Origin of the sequence: Microtetraspora malaysiensis (assembly GCF_001528665.1) — a bacterium.
Taxonomy (GTDB): Bacteria; Actinomycetota; Actinomycetes; order Streptosporangiales; family Streptosporangiaceae; genus Microtetraspora_A; species Microtetraspora_A malaysiensis.
Genome location: NZ_BBYJ01000008.1, coordinates 283,144 through 299,156 on the forward strand (window position 1 = coordinate 283,144; position 16,013 = coordinate 299,156).

Annotated in this window: 15 protein-coding genes; 10 read left to right on the forward strand and 5 right to left on the reverse strand. The window is 70.3% G+C overall.

Going from position 1 to position 16,013, the window contains the following annotated elements; translation table 11 throughout:
- The first annotated feature begins 131 nt into the window (after positions 1-131).
- Positions 132-1,508: an alpha,alpha-trehalose-phosphate synthase (UDP-forming) gene (locus AWQ71_RS11520; protein ID WP_067131143.1), complete on the forward strand. Its 1,377-nt coding sequence runs from the start codon at positions 132-134 to the stop codon at positions 1,506-1,508.
- 3 nt (positions 1,509-1,511) lie between these two features.
- Here the strand turns inward: AWQ71_RS11520 and AWQ71_RS11525 are convergent, their stop codons facing one another.
- The gene (locus tag AWQ71_RS11525; RefSeq protein WP_067131145.1) at positions 1,512-1,823 is read right to left on the reverse strand and encodes a DUF4235 domain-containing protein; all 312 of its coding nucleotides are present in this window, start codon (positions 1,821-1,823) and stop codon (positions 1,512-1,514) included.
- A gap of 69 nt (positions 1,824-1,892) precedes the next feature.
- Between AWQ71_RS11525 and valS the strand changes: the two genes are divergently transcribed.
- From valS to AWQ71_RS11555, 6 genes are all read left to right on the forward strand, one after another.
- Complete coding sequence (gene valS, locus AWQ71_RS11530) at positions 1,893-4,457, forward strand: valine--tRNA ligase (RefSeq protein WP_067131147.1); 2,565 nt, start codon at positions 1,893-1,895, stop codon at positions 4,455-4,457.
- Between the two features lie 106 nt (positions 4,458-4,563).
- Complete coding sequence (locus tag AWQ71_RS11535) at positions 4,564-5,793, forward strand: AI-2E family transporter (protein ID WP_245658220.1); 1,230 nt, start codon at positions 4,564-4,566, stop codon at positions 5,791-5,793.
- An 11-nt stretch (positions 5,794-5,804) separates the two neighbouring features.
- The gene (dut, locus tag AWQ71_RS11540) at positions 5,805-6,242 is read left to right on the forward strand and encodes a dUTP diphosphatase (RefSeq protein WP_067131589.1); all 438 of its coding nucleotides are present in this window, start codon (positions 5,805-5,807) and stop codon (positions 6,240-6,242) included.
- A gap of 28 nt (positions 6,243-6,270) precedes the next feature.
- On the forward strand, positions 6,271-6,948 hold the full coding sequence (locus tag AWQ71_RS11545; protein ID WP_245658221.1) for a DUF3710 domain-containing protein: 678 nt from the start codon (positions 6,271-6,273) through the stop codon (positions 6,946-6,948).
- A gap of 165 nt (positions 6,949-7,113) precedes the next feature.
- A complete protein-coding gene (locus AWQ71_RS11550; protein WP_067131149.1) occupies positions 7,114-7,506 on the forward strand; it encodes an OB-fold nucleic acid binding domain-containing protein in 393 nt (130 codons plus the stop codon).
- Between the two features lie 96 nt (positions 7,507-7,602).
- Complete coding sequence (locus AWQ71_RS11555; RefSeq protein ID WP_067131151.1) at positions 7,603-8,265, forward strand: DUF3159 domain-containing protein; 663 nt, start codon at positions 7,603-7,605, stop codon at positions 8,263-8,265.
- A gap of 74 nt (positions 8,266-8,339) precedes the next feature.
- Here AWQ71_RS11555 and AWQ71_RS11560 read toward each other — a convergent pair whose 3' ends face one another.
- Complete coding sequence (locus AWQ71_RS11560; protein WP_067131153.1) at positions 8,340-8,999, reverse strand: potassium channel family protein; 660 nt, start codon at positions 8,997-8,999, stop codon at positions 8,340-8,342.
- Complete coding sequence (locus AWQ71_RS11565) at positions 8,999-9,667, reverse strand: potassium channel family protein (RefSeq protein ID WP_067131154.1); 669 nt, start codon at positions 9,665-9,667, stop codon at positions 8,999-9,001. The genes AWQ71_RS11560 and AWQ71_RS11565 overlap by 1 nt, the downstream gene beginning before the upstream one ends.
- 106 nt (positions 9,668-9,773) lie before the next feature.
- On the opposite strand from AWQ71_RS11565, the gene AWQ71_RS11570 reads away from it, so the two are divergent.
- Both AWQ71_RS11570 and AWQ71_RS11575 read left to right on the forward strand, forming a co-directional pair.
- On the forward strand, positions 9,774-11,810 hold the full coding sequence (locus AWQ71_RS11570; protein WP_067131155.1) for an APC family permease: 2,037 nt from the start codon (positions 9,774-9,776) through the stop codon (positions 11,808-11,810).
- 29 nt (positions 11,811-11,839) lie between these two features.
- Positions 11,840-13,075, forward strand: a complete 1,236-nt coding sequence (locus AWQ71_RS11575; RefSeq protein WP_157570297.1) for a class I SAM-dependent RNA methyltransferase — start codon at positions 11,840-11,842, stop codon at positions 13,073-13,075.
- 110 nt (positions 13,076-13,185) lie between these two features.
- Here AWQ71_RS11575 and AWQ71_RS11580 read toward each other — a convergent pair whose 3' ends face one another.
- Positions 13,186-14,727 carry a carboxylesterase/lipase family protein gene (locus AWQ71_RS11580; protein ID WP_067131162.1) on the reverse strand — a complete coding sequence of 514 codons (1,542 nt, stop codon included), beginning with the start codon at positions 14,725-14,727 and terminating at the stop codon, positions 13,186-13,188.
- A gap of 394 nt (positions 14,728-15,121) precedes the next feature.
- On the opposite strand from AWQ71_RS11580, the gene AWQ71_RS11585 reads away from it, so the two are divergent.
- Entirely contained in the window at positions 15,122-15,481 is a 360-nt protein-coding gene (locus tag AWQ71_RS11585) for a four-helix bundle copper-binding protein (RefSeq protein ID WP_067131165.1), read from the forward strand.
- A 113-nt stretch (positions 15,482-15,594) separates the two neighbouring features.
- Here the strand turns inward: AWQ71_RS11585 and AWQ71_RS11590 are convergent, their stop codons facing one another.
- Complete coding sequence (locus tag AWQ71_RS11590) at positions 15,595-16,002, reverse strand: TIGR03668 family PPOX class F420-dependent oxidoreductase (RefSeq protein WP_067131169.1); 408 nt, start codon at positions 16,000-16,002, stop codon at positions 15,595-15,597.
- Positions 16,003-16,013: the final 11 nt, after the last annotated feature.

The following is a 16,013-nucleotide window of genomic DNA, read 5'->3' on the forward strand; positions in this document are numbered from 1 at the left end:
CTGGCGAGATCATTCTCACACGTACCCAAATGAATTGTGCACTTCGTGGCGGGTATGGGCGGTATGAGTGGCCTTTCGTATGGTTGTCCTGCGAGGGCTCGGCGTAGTGGGGACGATCTCCGGAGGGCTCAATGGATGGCACCAGCTCGTTTCTGATTGTCGCGAACCGGCTGCCGGTCGACCGGGTCGGCGAGTCCGAGTGGCGGCGCAGTCCGGGCGGCCTGGTGACGGCGATCGCGCCGGTGATGCAGCGGCGCGACGGGGCGTGGCTCGGGTGGACCGGCGCCGGTGGCGAGGAGCTGAAGCCGTTCGACAACGACGGGATGCACCTGATCCCCGTGCCGCTCTCCGCCCTGGAGGTGGAGCTCTACTACGAGGGCTTCTCCAACGCGACCCTCTGGCCCCTCTACCACGACGTCGTCGCGACGCCGGTCTACTCACGGGTGCTGTGGGACGCCTACCGCGCGGTCAACGACCGGTTCGCCCGCGCCGCCGCCGACGCCGCGGCGCCCGGCGCGGTCGTCTGGGTGCAGGACTACCAGCTCCAGCTCGTCCCCGCCATGCTGCGCCGGCTCCGTCCCGACCTGCGCATCGGCTTCTTCCTGCACATCCCCTTCCCGCCGGCCGAGCTGTTCTGGCAGCTCCCGTGGCGCAGGGAGATCCTCGAGGGCCTGCTCGGCGCCGACCTGGTCGGGTTCCAGCGGCCCGGCGGCGCCTCCAACTTCGTCCGGCTCTGCCGCCGCCTCCTCGGCCTGCCGAACCACCGGAACGAGCTGCAGGTCGAGGGCCGCACCGTCCGGGCCGAGGCGTTCCCCATCTCGGTCGACTTCGGCGACCTGGACCAGCTCGTCCGTGAGCCGCACATCCTCGCCCGGGCCAAGGAGATCCGGGCCGAGCTCGGCGACCCCGAGCACGTGCTGCTCGGCGTCGACCGGCTCGACTACACCAAGGGCATCGGCCAGCGGCTCAAGGCGTTCGGCGAGCTGCTCGGCGACGGCGCGATCCAGCCGGGGGAGGCGGCGTTCGTGCAGGTCGCCACTCCCACCCGCGAGCGGGTCGCCGAGTACATCCGGCTGCGCAACGACATCGAGTTGCGGGTCGGCCGGATCAACGGCGAGTACGGCATGCTCGGCCGCCAGCCCATCAACTACCTGCACCAGTCGTATGACAAGAACGAGCTGGCCGCGCTCTACCGCGCCGCCGACGTCATGGTCGTCACCCCGCTGCGCGACGGCATGAACCTGGTGGCCAAGGAGTACGTCTCCTGCCGCTACGACCTGCGCGGGGCCCTCGTGCTCAGCGAGTTCGCCGGGGCCGCTGACGAGCTGCGCCAGGCCTACCTGGTCAACCCGTACGACATCGATGGGATGAAGCGGGCGATGTTGGCCGCGATGCGCGCGACGCCGCACGAGCTGGCCCGGAGGATGCGCTCGCTGCGGCGCCGGGTGGCCACCCACGACGTCGACAAGTGGGCGGGGGACTTCCTCACCGCGCTGGAGAACGGCTGAGGGTCAGAGCTTGGTCTCGGTCTCGGACTTCCACGAGTGCCACTTCTTGGCCGCGGCGCGCATCGCGACGATGCGGGCCACCTCCATGCCCAACCCCATCACCACGGCGTAGGCGATGGCCTCACCCAGGCTGATGTCCAATGAGTCCGCGCTGGCCGGAGGCTTCTTCCCGGTCGTCTTCTGCCAGGCGAACGTGAGCACCTTGCGCGAGGCGAAGCCCACGCCGAGGCCCACCAGGCCGCCAACGATCTTCCATGTCATATCGGGCTTTTCCGCCGCGCCTGATTCGTGGCCGGCGTGCGTGATTTCCGCCATGATTCCTCCTCGGTAACGACCCTAGTCTCTCGGTACGGCGCGCCCGCCGACGCCATACCATTAGTCGGCATGACCGAACAGCCACTGCGCACCGCCGCCATGCCCGAGAAGCCCACTCTGGATGGACTCGAGGCGGTATGGGTAGCGCGCTGGGAGTCGGACGCCACCTACCGCTTCGACCGGTCCCGCACCCGCGACGAGATCTACTCGATCGACACGCCGCCGCCCACGGTCTCCGGCTCGCTCCACGTCGGGCATGTCTTCTCCTACACCCACACCGACACGGTCGCCCGCTACCAGCGGATGAGTGGGCGCGAGGTCTTCTACCCCATGGGCTGGGACGACAACGGCCTCCCCACCGAGCGTCGCGTGCAGAACCACTTCGGCGTCCGCTGCGACCCCTCGCTGCCGTACGACCCGGACTTCCAGCCGCCGGCGAGCGGGGGCAAGGGCGCCAAGGGGCAGGTCCCGGTGTCCAGGAAGAACTTCATCGAGTTGTGCGAGCGGCTCACCGCCGAGGACGAGAAGGCGTTCGAGGAGCTGTGGCGCCGTCTCGGCCTGTCCGTGGACTGGTCCCTGACGTACGCCACGATCGGTGAGCGGGCGCGGGTCGCCTCCCAGCGGGCGTTCCTGCGCAACCTCGCCCGCGGCGAGGCCTACCTGTCCGAGGCGCCCACGCTGTGGGACGTGACGTTCCGCACCGCCGTGGCCCAGGCCGAGCTGGAAGACCGGGAATGGCCCGGCGCCTTCCACCGCATCGGGTTCGAGCTGTCGCCCGAGCAGCGCGAGCAGGGCTTCGGCGACCGGGTGTGGATCGAGACGACCCGCCCCGAGCTGATCCCCGCCTGCGTCGCCCTGGTCGCGCACCCCGACGACGAGCGCTACCGCCCGCTGTTCGGCAGCACCGTGCGCACGCCGATCTTCGGCGTCGAGGTGCCGGTCCTCGGCCATCATCTCGCCGAGCCGGACAAGGGCTCGGGCATCGCCATGATCTGCACGTTCGGCGACGTCACCGACGTCACCTGGTGGCGCGAGCTCGACCTGCCCACCCGTCCCATCATCGGCTGGGACGGCCGCCTGCTGGCCGACCCGCCGGACGGCGTGCCCGCCGAGCCGTACAAGGAGCTGGCCGGCAAGACCGTGCACAGCGCCCGCGAGCGGATCGTGGAGATGCTGACCGAGTCGGGCCACCTGGACGGCGACCCGCGCAAGATCGAGCGCCCGGTGAAGTTCTACGAGAAGGGCGACCGGCCGCTGGAGATCGTCACCACCCGCCAGTGGTACATCCGCAACGGCGGACGTGACGTCGAGCTGCGCCTCGCCCTGCTCGACCGCGGCACGGAGCTGCGCTGGCACCCGCCGCACATGCGGGTCAGATACGACAACTGGGTCGAGGGGCTGGCCGGCGACTGGCTCATCTCCCGGCAGCGCTTCTTCGGCGTGCCGATCCCCGTCTGGTACCCGCTGGACCGCGACGGGCAGCCCGTCTACGACGCGCCGATCCCGGCCGGCGAGGCGTCCCTGCCCGTGGACCCGTCCATCGACGTGCCCCCGGGCTTCACCGAGGACATGCGCGGCAAGCCGCTCGGCTTCGTCGGAGACCCCGACGTGATGGACACCTGGGCGACCTCGTCGCTGTCGCCGCAGATCGCGGCCGGCTGGGAGCGCGACGACGATCTGTTCCGCCGGGTCTACCCCATGGACCTGCGCCCGCAGGCCCACGAGATCATCCGGACCTGGCTGTTCTCCACGGTCGTCAGGGCGCACCTGGAGCACGGCGGCCTCCCCTGGAAGCACGCGGCGATCTCCGGCTGGATCCTCGACCCCGACCGCAAGAAGATGTCCAAGTCCAAGGGCAACGTGGTCACGCCCCTCGCCCTGCTGGAGCAGTACGGCTCGGACGCGGTGCGCTACTGGGCGGCGAACGGCCGGCCCGGCACGGACACCGCGTTCGACACCGGGCAGATCAAGATCGGCCGCCGGCTGGCCATCAAGATCTTGAACGCCTCCCGTTTCGTGCTCGGCTTCGGCGAGGTCCCGTCGGGCGAGGAGCGGGTCACCGAGGCGCTCGACCTGTCCATGCTGGCCGCGTTGCGCGCGGTCGTGGCGGAGGCCACCGAGGCGTTCGAGGAGTACGACTACACCCGGGCGCTCGAACGCACGGAGCGCTTCTTCTGGGAGCTGTGCGACGACTACCTGGAGCTGGTCAAGGCCCGCGCCTACGACGGGAACGCCTCGGCCGTCACGGCGCTGCGGCTCGCGCTCGGCGTGCTGCTGCGGCTCTTCGCGCCGTTCCTGCCGTTCGTGACGGAGGAGGTCTGGTCGTGGTGGCGGGGCGGTTCCGTGCACCGCGCCGCCTGGCCGACGCCGTCCGAGATCGACGCCGTGGTCGCGGACGGGGGCGACCCGGCCGTGCTCGGCGCCGTGGCCGAGGTGCTGCGCCGGGTGCGCAAGGCCAAGTCCGAGGCCAAGCTGTCCATGCGGGCGGAGGTCTCCCGGCTCGTCGTGTCCGGCCCGCACGCCCGGCTCGTCCGGCCCGCGCAGGATGACCTGTGCGCGGCGGGCAACGTCGAGGAGTTCGTCCTCGACGCGGCCGGAGACGAGCAGGTGGTGTCCGTCACACTCGCGGGGTGACATGGCGCGATGTTCGTCGTCGGATGAATATTCGGCTGCGCGCATCGGGGGGTGACGTGTCAGTCTGGACGTTGTGATCCCGGAAAAGCAACGTCGCACCCTTCACGTGCCCCCCACACTGCTCACGCTGGCTGTGTGGGGGGCCTGCCTGATCGTGCTCGGCGTCGTGATCTACTTCTTCTGGCAGATCATCGGCCGCGTCGGCATCATCGCGTTGCCAGTCGCGGTGGCCTTCCTGCTGACGGCGCTGCTCTACCCGGTCACCGGACGGCTGCGCCACGTGATGCGGCCGATATACGCCACCTGGCTCACGATGCTGCTCTTCTTCGCGGTCATCGTCGGCATCGGGTTCCTCATCGGCGTCCGGGCCAACGAGGAGGCGCCGCGGCTCATCGACCAGATCGCCAAGACCTCGCACGAGGTGCAGAACTGGCTGATCCACGGGCCCTTCCAGCTGAAGGAGTCCCAGATCACCGGCGTCGTCGACGAGCTGACGAAGCAGCTCACCGAGCGGCGCGGCCAGATCACCGGCACGGTCATCACCGGGGCCACCGCCGTGATCGAGGTGCTCGCCGGCATCGTGCTGATGCTCTTCGTGACGTTCTTCTTCCTCAAGGACGGCGACCGCATCTGGAACTGGTTCCTGCGCGCGTTCGGCGGCGCGGCGCCCCGGGTGGACCGCGCCGGCCGCTCCGCCTGGCGGACGCTCTCCCACTACGTCCAGGGCACCGTCGCGATCTCCGCGATCCACGGCCTCGTCATCGGCGCCACCCTGGCCGTGCTGGGCGTGCCGCTGTGGGCGCCGATCGCGGTGCTGGTCTTCATATCGAGCTTCATCCCGATCGTCGGCATCCTCTTCGCGGGCCTCGTCGGCACGCTCGTGACGTTCGGCTCGCAGGGCTGGCTGGCCGCCGTGATCTTCATCGGCATTCTCATCGTCGAGCAGCAGCTGGAGAACCACGTCCTGCAGCCGCTCATCGTCGGCCGCGCGGTGGAGTTCCACCCCCTGGCGATCATCCTGGTGCTGGGCGTCGGCGGCGTGATTTCCGGGATCGCCGGGGCGGCCGTGGCGGTCCCGGTGTCCGCGGTCATCTACCGCGTGCTGCAGGAACTGCTGCGCCGCGAGCCGCCCGCGCCCGCGCCCGCGGCGGCGGCGCCCCCGGAGTCGCCGCCGCTGCACCCGGAGGGAAACGAGCCCGGGGAACGCTCCACACAGGCGCCGCAGCAGCCTCCGAAATCACCGCCGCACCACCCGGAGGAAGACGACTCCGGGGAACGCTCCACGCCGGAGCCGCCCGCCACCGGAGAGGCGGTATCTCCCCAGCGCAACGGGTAGTGTTCTGGCTCATGAATGTTGAGGTGCTGATCCACCGTCTCGACACGGGGCTCCCGCTTCCCGGCTACGCGCACCCCGGCGACGCCGGGGCCGACCTGTACGCCGTCACGGATGTCGAGTTGCTGCCGGGGGAGCGGGCCGTGGTCGGCACCGGGGTGGCCATCGCCCTCCCGGACGGGTACGCCGCTTTCGTGCACCCCCGCTCGGGGCTCGCGTCCAAGTACGGCGTCACCCTGGTGAACGCGCCGGGCACGGTCGACGCGGGGTATCGCGGCGAGATCAAGGTCACCCTCCTCAACACCGACACCAAGGAAGCCGCCCGGCTCAAGCGCGGCGACCGCGTCGCCCAGCTGGTCATCCAGCGGGTGGAGAGGGCATCCTTCCACGAGGTGGAACGGCTGCCCGGTTCCGTACGCGGGGCGAACGGGTTCGGCTCCACCGGTCGTTGATCAAAGGCGAGCACAGGTCCTAAGGAGTGTGAACGACGTGTTCGGACGCCGCCGGCGCACGGAGGAGGAGACGGCACGGGCCGTCCCCGAGAGGGAGTTCGCCGCTCCCGCGCGCGAATCAGGTCCATGGGACGCCGACGAGGGCCATCCCGAGAGCGAGCGGGTCGACCTGGGTGGTCTGCTCCTGCCCGTCGGCCCCGGGTTCGAGGTCCAGCTCACCGTCTCGGGCGACAGCATCGTCGGCGCCGTCGTCCTCGTCGAGGAGAGCGCCCTGCAGGTGCAGGCGTTCGCCGCGCCGAAGCGCAGCGGCATCTGGGACGAGGTCCGGGCGGAGCTGGCCCGCGAGGTGGCCGCCCTGGGCGGCAGCACCGAGGAGCGCGAGGGGCCCTTCGGCACGGAGCTGGCCGCGCGGGTCCCGGCGGAGGGTCAGGAGCCGCAGCCGGTGCGCTACATCGGCGTGGACGGGCCGCGCTGGCTGCTGCGGGCGGCGTTGAGCGGCCGGGCCGCGCTCGACCCGGACGCGGCGGCGACCCTCGAAGGGGTCGTCCGCGACGTCGTCGTCGTCCGCGGCGACGAGCCGATGGCGCCGCGCGAGCCCATCGAGCTGCGACTGCCCTCGGAGGCCAGGCACGCCATGGAGCAGGAGCCCTCGCCCGACGAGTTGCGGCCGTTCGAGCGGGGTCCGGAGATCTCCGAGATCCGGTGAAACCCGGACCGCGCTTCGCCGCCTCCCATCGCCTACGCTTGGGACTGCATGGACACGGAGCGAGCTCGGTGAGCGCGCGGAGTTCCGGGCGGGCGCCCCACGAGGTGGGAGCGTCCCCGGCGGCGAAGCGGCCCGCGGGGCCCGCGAGGAGACGGTGAACGATCGATGAGCACGGCGGAGCCGGTGAAGAAGGGCCGACTGCGCGGGTTCTTCCAGCGGCTGACCAGCACCCAGGCCGAGTTGGAGGCCGAAGAACTCCGCGAGGACCTCGGGCGGCACGGCGCGACACCCATCGCCTCCTGCGCGGAGCGGCAGCGCTCCTGCGTCGCAGGTACGCTACGGACCGTCACGCTTCGGCCTCGGGGCGGGGCACCCGCCCTGGAGGCGGAGCTGTACGACGGATCCGACGTGATCGATCTGGTCTGGCTCGGCCGCCGCAAGATCGTCGGCATCGAGCCGGGCCGCGTGGTCCGCGCCGAAGGCCTGATCAGCGTTCAGGACGGCCGTAAGGTCATGTTCAACCCACGGTACGAGCTGCGCCCCGCCGGAGGGCAGTGATCAGCTGGGAGCGCGCGTGAGCGCGCTCGCCCGGCGGGCCGACGCGAGTGACGCGCCGCGCGGCCGGATGTGCCGGTCGCGACGCGAGGAGGATTCATGAGTGCAGCGGACGTCACGGCGACGCACGACGCCCACGACACTGTCGAGGCCGCCCTTCGGGCACAGCTCGGCAGGGCGCTCGGCGGCGCGAGAGGGATCGTCGAGGCGGCGGTGCCCACGATCGCCTTCACCGTGATGTGGGTGACCACCAACCAGCTCAAGCCCTCGCTGATCGTCAGCGTCGCCGCCGCGGTGGTCCTGCTGCTGGTGCGGCTCCTGCAGCGCAGCACGCCGCAGTTCGTGATCAACAGCCTCGTCGGCATCGCCGTCGGCGCGTTCTTCGCCACCCGCAGCGGCGACGCGAAGGACTACTTCCTGCCCGGCATCCTCTACAACGCCGCGTACGCCGGGGCCATGCTGGTGTCGATCGTGACCCGATGGCCGGTGGTGGGCTTCCTCATCGGCTCGGTGACGGGGGACCCGACGGCGTGGCACAAGGACCCCGGCATGGTGCGGCTCTGCTCCAAGCTCACCTGGCTGCTGATGCTGCCCTGCCTGATCCGCGTGCTGGTGCAGCTCCCGCTGTACATGTTCGACCAGGTGGTCACGCTCGGCGTCACCAAGATCGCACTGGGCTGGCCACTCCAGGTCGCCGGGCTGGCCGCCATGGTCTGGGTGCTCGCCCGGGGCCGTACGCCGCTCCAGAGTACGGCCGGCTGAGACCCGCCGGTTGAGAGCGGGGCCTGGGGCGGCCCGTCACGAGCGCGCCCCAGGGGCCGCGGCGGCGCCGGGGCTCAGCGCCCCGACAGCAGCTCGGCCAGCTCGTGCTCGACGTCCTGGTTGGCCACGAAGAGCAACTCGTCGCCCGCCTCCAGCGGGTCGTCCGCGGAGGGGACCAGGACGCGGCCCTCGCGCAGGATCGCGACCAGCGCCGCGTCCACCGGCCACGGCACCGAGCCGGTCCGCTGGCCCACCACGGGCGCGTCCTCGGCCAGGGTGAGCTCGACCAGGTTCGCCTGGCCCTGACGGAAGGTCATCAGCCGGACGAGGTCGCCCACGCTGACCGCCTCCTCGACCAGCGCCGACAGCAGGCGCGGCGTCGAGACCGCCACGTCGACGCCCCAGGACTCGTTGAACAACCACTCGTTCTTGGGGTGGTTGATCCGGGCGACGACCCGCGGCACGCCGTATTCGGTCTTGGCCAGCAGGGAGACGACCAGGTTGACCTTGTCGTCGCCGGAGGCCGCGATCACGACCTGGCAGCCGTTCAGCCCCGCCTCGTCGAGCGAGGAGATCTCGCAGGCGTCGGCGAGAAGCCACTCCGCCCGCGGCACGCTGTCGATCTTGATGGCCCGTGGGTCGACGTCCATGAGAAGGACCTCATGGCCGTTCTCCAGGAGTTCGGCGGCGATGGAGCGCCCGACGGCGCCCGCGCCCGCGATGGTGACGCGCATCAGTGCTCACTCTCGGACGGTGCGACGGTCAGCACCTTGTTGATCCGGTCCATGTCGTTCTCCGCGGCGATGACGTGCAGGATGTCGCCGTCCTGGATGACGGTGTCGTCCTTGGGCACCAGGGACTCCCCCATGCGGTTGATGAAGGCGACCCGGCCGCCCGTGGCCTCCTCGACCCTGCGGGTTCGGGTCCCGATCCAGCCGGTGTTGAACGCCATCTCGGCCAGGATCACCGTCCCGGTGGGGTCGCGCCAGAGGGGCTCGGCGCCCTCCGGGAGGACCCGGCGCAGGATCTGGTCGGCGGTCCAGCGGACCGTCGCCACGGTCGGGATGCCGAGGCGCTGATAGACCTCGGCCCGCCGGGGGTCGTAGATACGGGCGACCACGTTGTCCACGCCGAAGGTCTCGCGGGCCACTCGCGCGGAGATGATGTTGGAGTTGTCGCCACTGCTCACCGCGACGAAGGCGGACGCCGTCGCCAGCCCCGCCTCCTCCAGGACGTCGCGGTCGAATCCGACCCCGGTGACCCTGCGGCCGCGGAAGCCCGCGCGCAGCCTACGGAAGGCCTGCGGGTCACGGTCGATGATCGCGACTGAGTGGCCGCTGTCCTCCAGGATGTGGGCGAGAGTCGATCCGACCCGACCGCATCCCATGATCACGATATGCATGCTCTCCCGCCGTTGGGTAGAGGCGGTCTCCTTCGAGCACAGTATGTCTCCCACAGCGGGCGCCGGGTGCGCGGGGAGCCGAGGTGAAGGACTAGCATCGACAGTCGTGTCAAAGGTGACGGACCTCGTCAAGCGGCTCCTGGTGGGGCGTGCGCTTCGCAGCACGCAACTCCATGACCAGTTGCTTCCCAAACGCGTCGCACTTCCGGTTTTCGCCAGTGACGCACTGTCCTCCGTCGCGTACGCGCCGCAGGAGATCCTCGTCATCCTCTCGCTGGGCGGGGCGGCGTTCTACAGCTTCAGCCCGTGGGTGGCCGCGGGCGTCGTGCTGGTCATGCTGACCGTGGTGGCCTCGTACCGGCAGAACGTCCACGCCTATCCGAGCGGCGGCGGCGACTATGAGGTGGCGACCACCAACCTCGGGCCGAGCGCCGGGCTCACGGTGGCCAGCGCCCTCCTCGTGGACTACGTCCTGACGGTCGCGGTCTCCGTGGCCAACGGCGCCGACTATGTGGGCGCCACCGTGCCCTTCGTCGCCGAGAACCGGCCGCTGGTGGCGATCGCGATCGTGGTTCTGCTGACTGTCATGAACCTGCGCGGCATTCGCGAGTCGGGCATGGCGTTCGCCGTCCCGACGTACGCGTTCATGATCGCAGTGATCGGCATGGTGTTCTGGGGGCTGTTCCGGCTGCTCGTGCTCGGAGACGAGCTGCGCGCCCCCACCGCCGACTACAAGATCGTGGCGGAACAGGCCGACATCGCCGGGTTCGCGATGGCGTTCCTGGTGCTGCGCGCGTTCTCGTCCGGCTGCGCCGCGCTGACCGGCGTCGAGGCGATCAGCAACGGCGTGCCCGCGTTCCGCAAGCCCAAGAGCAAGAACGCGGCGACGACGCTGCTCATGATGGGCGTCATCGCGGTCGTCATGTTCAGCGGCATCATCTACCTCGGCCTCAAGTCCGGGGTGAAGCTGACCGAGCCGGCGAACGTCGCCAGGGACATTCTGATCAACGGCCGTCCGGCCGGGACGGGCTACTACCAGCAGCCGATCATCGCGCAGGTCGCGTCCGCCGTGTTCGGCGACGGCTCGATCCTGTTCGTCGCGATCGCTGCGGTGACCGCGCTCATCCTGTTCCTGGCCGCGAACACCGCGTTCAACGGCTTCCCCGTGCTCGCCTCGATCCTCGCCCAGGACCGGTACCTGCCGCGCCAGCTCCACACCCGCGGCGACCGGCTGGCCTTCAGCAACGGCATCGTCCTGCTCGCCGCCGGCGCCTGCCTGCTCATCTGGGCGTTCCAGGCCGACGTCAGCAAGCTGCTCAACCTGTACATCCTCGGCGTCTTCGTGTCGTTCACGCTCAGCCAGATCGGCATGGTCCGACACTGGACCCGGCATCTGAAGACCGAGACCGATCCCAGGACGCGCTTCCGGATGCACCGCTCCCGAGTCATCAACGGGTTCGGCGGCGTCATGACCAGCGTTGTGCTGGCCGTCGTCCTGCTCACGAAGTTCACCCATGGCGCGTGGATCGTCTGCATCGCCATGCCGGTGCTGTTCCTGATGATGAAGGGCATCCGCCACCACTACGACCGGGTGGCCGAGGAGCTGGCCGCGCCCGAGGGCGAGATCGACGAGACGCTGCTGCCCGCGCGCAACCACTCCATCGTGCTCGTGTCCAAGATCCACAAGCCGACGCTGCGCGCCCTCGCGTACGCCCGGGCCACCCGGCCGTCCACACTGGAGGCGGTCACGGTCGGCGTGGACGCCGCCGAGGCGGCCAAGCTCCAGGAGGAGTGGGACCAGCGCGGCATCCCGGTGCCGTTGAAGATCCTCGACTCGCCCTACCGGGAGATCACCGGGCCGGTGCTCGACTACGTCAAGTCGCTGCGCCGCAAATCGCCCCGTGACGTCGTGACCGTGTACATCCCGGAGTACGTCGTGGGCCGCTGGTGGGAGCACCTGCTGCACAATCAGAGCGCGCTGCGGCTGAAGGGGCGGCTGCTCTTCAAGCCCGGAGTGATGGTCACCAGCGTGCCGTGGCAGCTCGCCTCCTCCGACCGGCTCAAGGGGCGTCCCGAGGCGTTCGCGCCCGGCGCGGTACGACGTTCGCACGGCGATGTGAAGAAGGGCGATAACAAGGCATGAGCCGAGATGTGATCGGCGGGGGGAGCACGATGGCGATCGAACTGACGGTGGGTCAGGTCGCGAACGGCGGCTGGTGCGTGGCCCGCCATGAGGGCCGGGTCGTGTTCGTACGGCACGCGTTGCCCGGCGAGCGCGTGATCGCGGAGGTCACCGAGGAAACGGCGCGGTTCCTGCGCGCGGACGCGGTCGAGATCCTGGAGGCGTCGCCGGATCGGGTGACCCCGCCCTGCCCGTTCAGCGGTCCGGGGCGTTGTGGCGGCTGCGACTGGCAGCACGCGTCGCCCGAGGCCCAGCGCCGGCTCAAGGCGGCCGTCGTCGAGGAGCAGCTCGCCCGGCTCGCGGGCGTCGAGCGCCGGGTCACGGTCGAGGAGGTGCCCGGATCGGCGGGCGGGCTCGGCTGGCGGACGCGCGTCCAGTTCGCCGTCGACCGGGACGGCTCCATCGGCCTGCGCCGCCACCGCTCCCACGACGTCGAACGCGTGGACCGCTGCGCGATCGCCCATCCGGCGGTCGAGGAGGTCGGCGTGGAGGCGCTCACCTGGCGCGGGGCGGCGGGCGTCGAGGTGGTGGCCGCCTCCGGCGGCGACCACGCCGTCATCGTCACCCCGAAGCCCGGCAGGAGGGTGTCCCTGCCCGACGTCGACGCCGCGGTCCTGATCGACGAGGGCAAGCGGGGGACGCGCGCGCTGCACGGCCGGGCCTCGATGACCGAGCGCGTCGGCGACCGGGACTTCCGGGTCACCGCGAGCGGATTCTGGCAGGTGCACCCCGGTGCGGCCGCGACCCTCCTCGACGCCGTGCTCGACTTCGCCCGTCCGAAGGCGGGGGAGTGGGCGCTCGACCTGTACTGCGGCGTCGGCCTGTTCGCGGCAGGGCTTGCCGAGGCGGTGGGGCCGGAGGGCGCGGTGCTGGGCGTCGAGTCGGACCCGCAGGCCGTGCAGGACGCCCGGTGGAACCTGCGGGACCTGCCGCAGGCCGTCACCGAGCGGGGCAAGGTCGAGGAGGCGCTCGACCGGCTGGAGATCGAGCGGGCCGACCTCGTCGTCGTGGACCCGCCGCGCGCGGGGCTCGGACGGTCCGTGGTGGACCGGGTGGCCACGCTGGACGCCCCCCGGATCGTCTACGTCTCCTGCGACCCGGCCACCATGTCCCGGGACATCGCGTGGTTCGCCCCGTACGGTTACCGCCTGGCGGACCTGAGGGCGTTCGACCAGTACCCGATGACCCACCACGTGGAGTGCGTCGCGCTCCTGGTCAAAGAGTAAACAGGCGGACCGGGTACTCCGTCGAGGGTGGGTTCAGCTCAAGACGGCGTCGCTGCCGGCCCCGGGCGCGCACCGCGCGCATCGGGGTCGGCAGCGTGCTGTCGTACTGGTCAGCTCGGGTTGAGCTCGTCCTTCCAGAGCTCACGCTCGTCCCGGCGCGGGTCGGAGACGATGGAGTCGCCCGGCTTGTTGTCGCGATAGAAGGTCATCACCGGGCGTTCGGTGGTGTTGTAGGGGGTCCATCCGGCGAGATCACCGGTCTTGACGAACTCGACCCAGCGTCCGTGCAGAGCATCCGCGAGATCTTGGGGCGGGTTCGGGCCGGTGAATTCCTCGCTGTCGGGGTTGTCGAGCGTGTCCCAGGCGAAGGGCAGCGGCAGGCTGTGGCAGGCGCCGAGCTTGACCCGCAGGGTGTTGGGCGCGGTGGGTGAGCGCCAGCCGAACTCGAACACATGGGTGGTCGCCGCATCGGCGCGGGCCTCAGCGACGCGGTAGGTGGGGATGCGGAACATGCGGTCGGTCAGTGCCGCGCAGGCGATGCCGGAGGGCGCGTTGCGGGCGTACGGCTCGATGTTGGTCTCGGCGTAGCGGTCGTAGAACCCGGCCGGGACACCGTAGACCTCGGTCCTGGTCCGGAACTGCTTCGCGCCGGGCCAGGCCACCATGAACGTGGGGACGACGAAGAGCCGGAACTCCTCGACGGTGGTGCCGATCAGCATCGGCACATCAGCGCCCCGTCCCTCGGCGATGGCGTCGATCGGCAGTCGCGGCACCACATCGCCGTCGATCACCGGCATGAGCGACATCCCGCACGAGGCGATGGTGCTCGCCCCGTACTGCTGCGGATCGGCAGTGGTGGTGACGTCGTCGGCCACCTTGTCCTGCGCCGAGACCAGGTCGGCGATGTCCACCGAGGCGAGGGCCCGGGCGGTCGGTTCGACACCCAGCCGCGCGGCGATGGCGGCGGTGACCAGGGCGGCGTCCTCGCGGGTCTGGCCGATGTGCGCGCTGCCGCTTTCGACGATGGCCTGGTGGAACAGGCCCTGGTCGAGGGAGAGCAGGGTCAGCACGCTCATCGCGCCCGCGGACTCTCCGGCCACGGTGACGTTGTTCGGGTCCCCGCCGAAGTTGGCGATGTTGTCCCGCACCCATTCCAAGGCGAAGATCTGGTCGAGCAGGCCACGGTTGGCCGGGACGGGCGCGTCGTCGATGTAGGCGAAGCCGTCCACGCCGAGGCGGTAGTTGATGGTGACGCAGACCACGCCGTCGCGGGCGAAGGTGGCGCCGTCGTAGGCGGCCACCGCGGAGGAGCCGGTGGTGAACGCGCCACCGTGGATCCACACCAGCACCGGTGCGTCACCGTGGACGTCTGGACTCCACACGTTCAGGTTGAGGTAGCCGTCCCCCGGGACGACCGGGTTGTGGAACAGCTCGCCGAGCTTCCCCCTGAGGACCGGCTGCGGCGGGGTCGGGCCGAACTCGTGCGCGTCCCGCACCGTCCTCCATGGCTTGGGTGACACGGGCCGGCCGAACCTGTTCGGCCCGACGGGGGCGGCTGCGTAGGGGATGCCGCGGAAGGAAGAGATCCGGTTCTCGATCAGCCCCGACACCGGACCATAGGCGGTCTGGACGTCAACCGTGGTATGCGACATGGCACTCCTGGCGGCCGGGAAGGGGCGGCGAACGCTCGCGCGGGCGGCCATCCCCCTTCGAGCACCGGCCCGGCCACCAGTCGCGCCAGGCACCACATGACTACCCAGGGTGATGGCTATTCACCCGAAAGTGACGAGATCCATCTATATCCTGAAAAGTCCCGCCGCCAGGCGGGCGACACCGGTCCGGGAAACCCTCGACTTCGCCGCCGCGGGATGCCGTACGCGGAGTGCTGCCGATCAGGGGTTGACGCCGGACGGTTATAGATCCCTCGCAAACAGTGATCAAATTAGAGAAATCGGCACATCTCTCCGTTCGGGGTGGGGAATCTCCTCCTCCGCAGACATACGACACGGCCCGGTCGGCCGGGCGGTCACGATCACGGGGGGAAGCATGAAGCAAGAAGGCAAGATCACGGCGGAGATGCAGCGATGCATCGACAAGTGCATGGAGGTGCACAGCTGCTGTGAGCAGACCATGACCCACTGTCTCCAGCGGGGCGGCAAGCACGCCGACATGGCGATGATGGGCGCCCTGATGGACTGCTCCGACATGACCCGCATCTGCGGCGACATGATGATGCGCCAGTCGCCGATGGCCATGGAGATGGCGTCGCTGTGCGCCCGGGCCGCGGACAAGTGCGCCGAGATGGCGATGTCCATGAGCGACGGCGACCCGATGATGCAGAAGTGCGCGAACACGTGCCACGAGTTCGTCCAGATTGCCCGCAAGATGTCCCCGGCTCGCGCCTGATCTCGGCACCGCCCGCGTCGCCCCGTTCCGCCGCCGCGGAGCGGGGCGTCGTCGCGTCGGGCGTCCCGACCGCTCCGCCCCGGAGGGGCGGCCTCGGCAAGCGGGATGACGGGCTATTTCTCCGCGTACGACCAGGAGTGCCAGGAGGTGACCTGGATCAGGATGACGGGACCGGCGGGCGGCCGCTCCTGGTACTGGGCGTACTTGGCGACGAGGGGGGCCAGGGCGGGCGGCCGCTCCGCGTCATCCTCGACGACCGTGGCGAACCCGTCCGCCCGGACCCACCACAGCTCGATCCAGTCGTCGGAGTAGTGGTCGGCCAGCACGCACACGTTCGGGTTCTCCTCGATGTTCCGGAGACGGCGCAGGCGTGTCGTGCTCTTCGGCTTGTGGTCGACGGCCGTGACGATCGTGTCCCCGGTGAGCGCGAACGTGACGGGCACCATGTGGGGGACGCCGACGCCGCTCACCGTGGCCAGCCGGGCCACCCGCGCCTCCTCCAGCAACCGTCGTGCGTCCATCTCCCCATTGA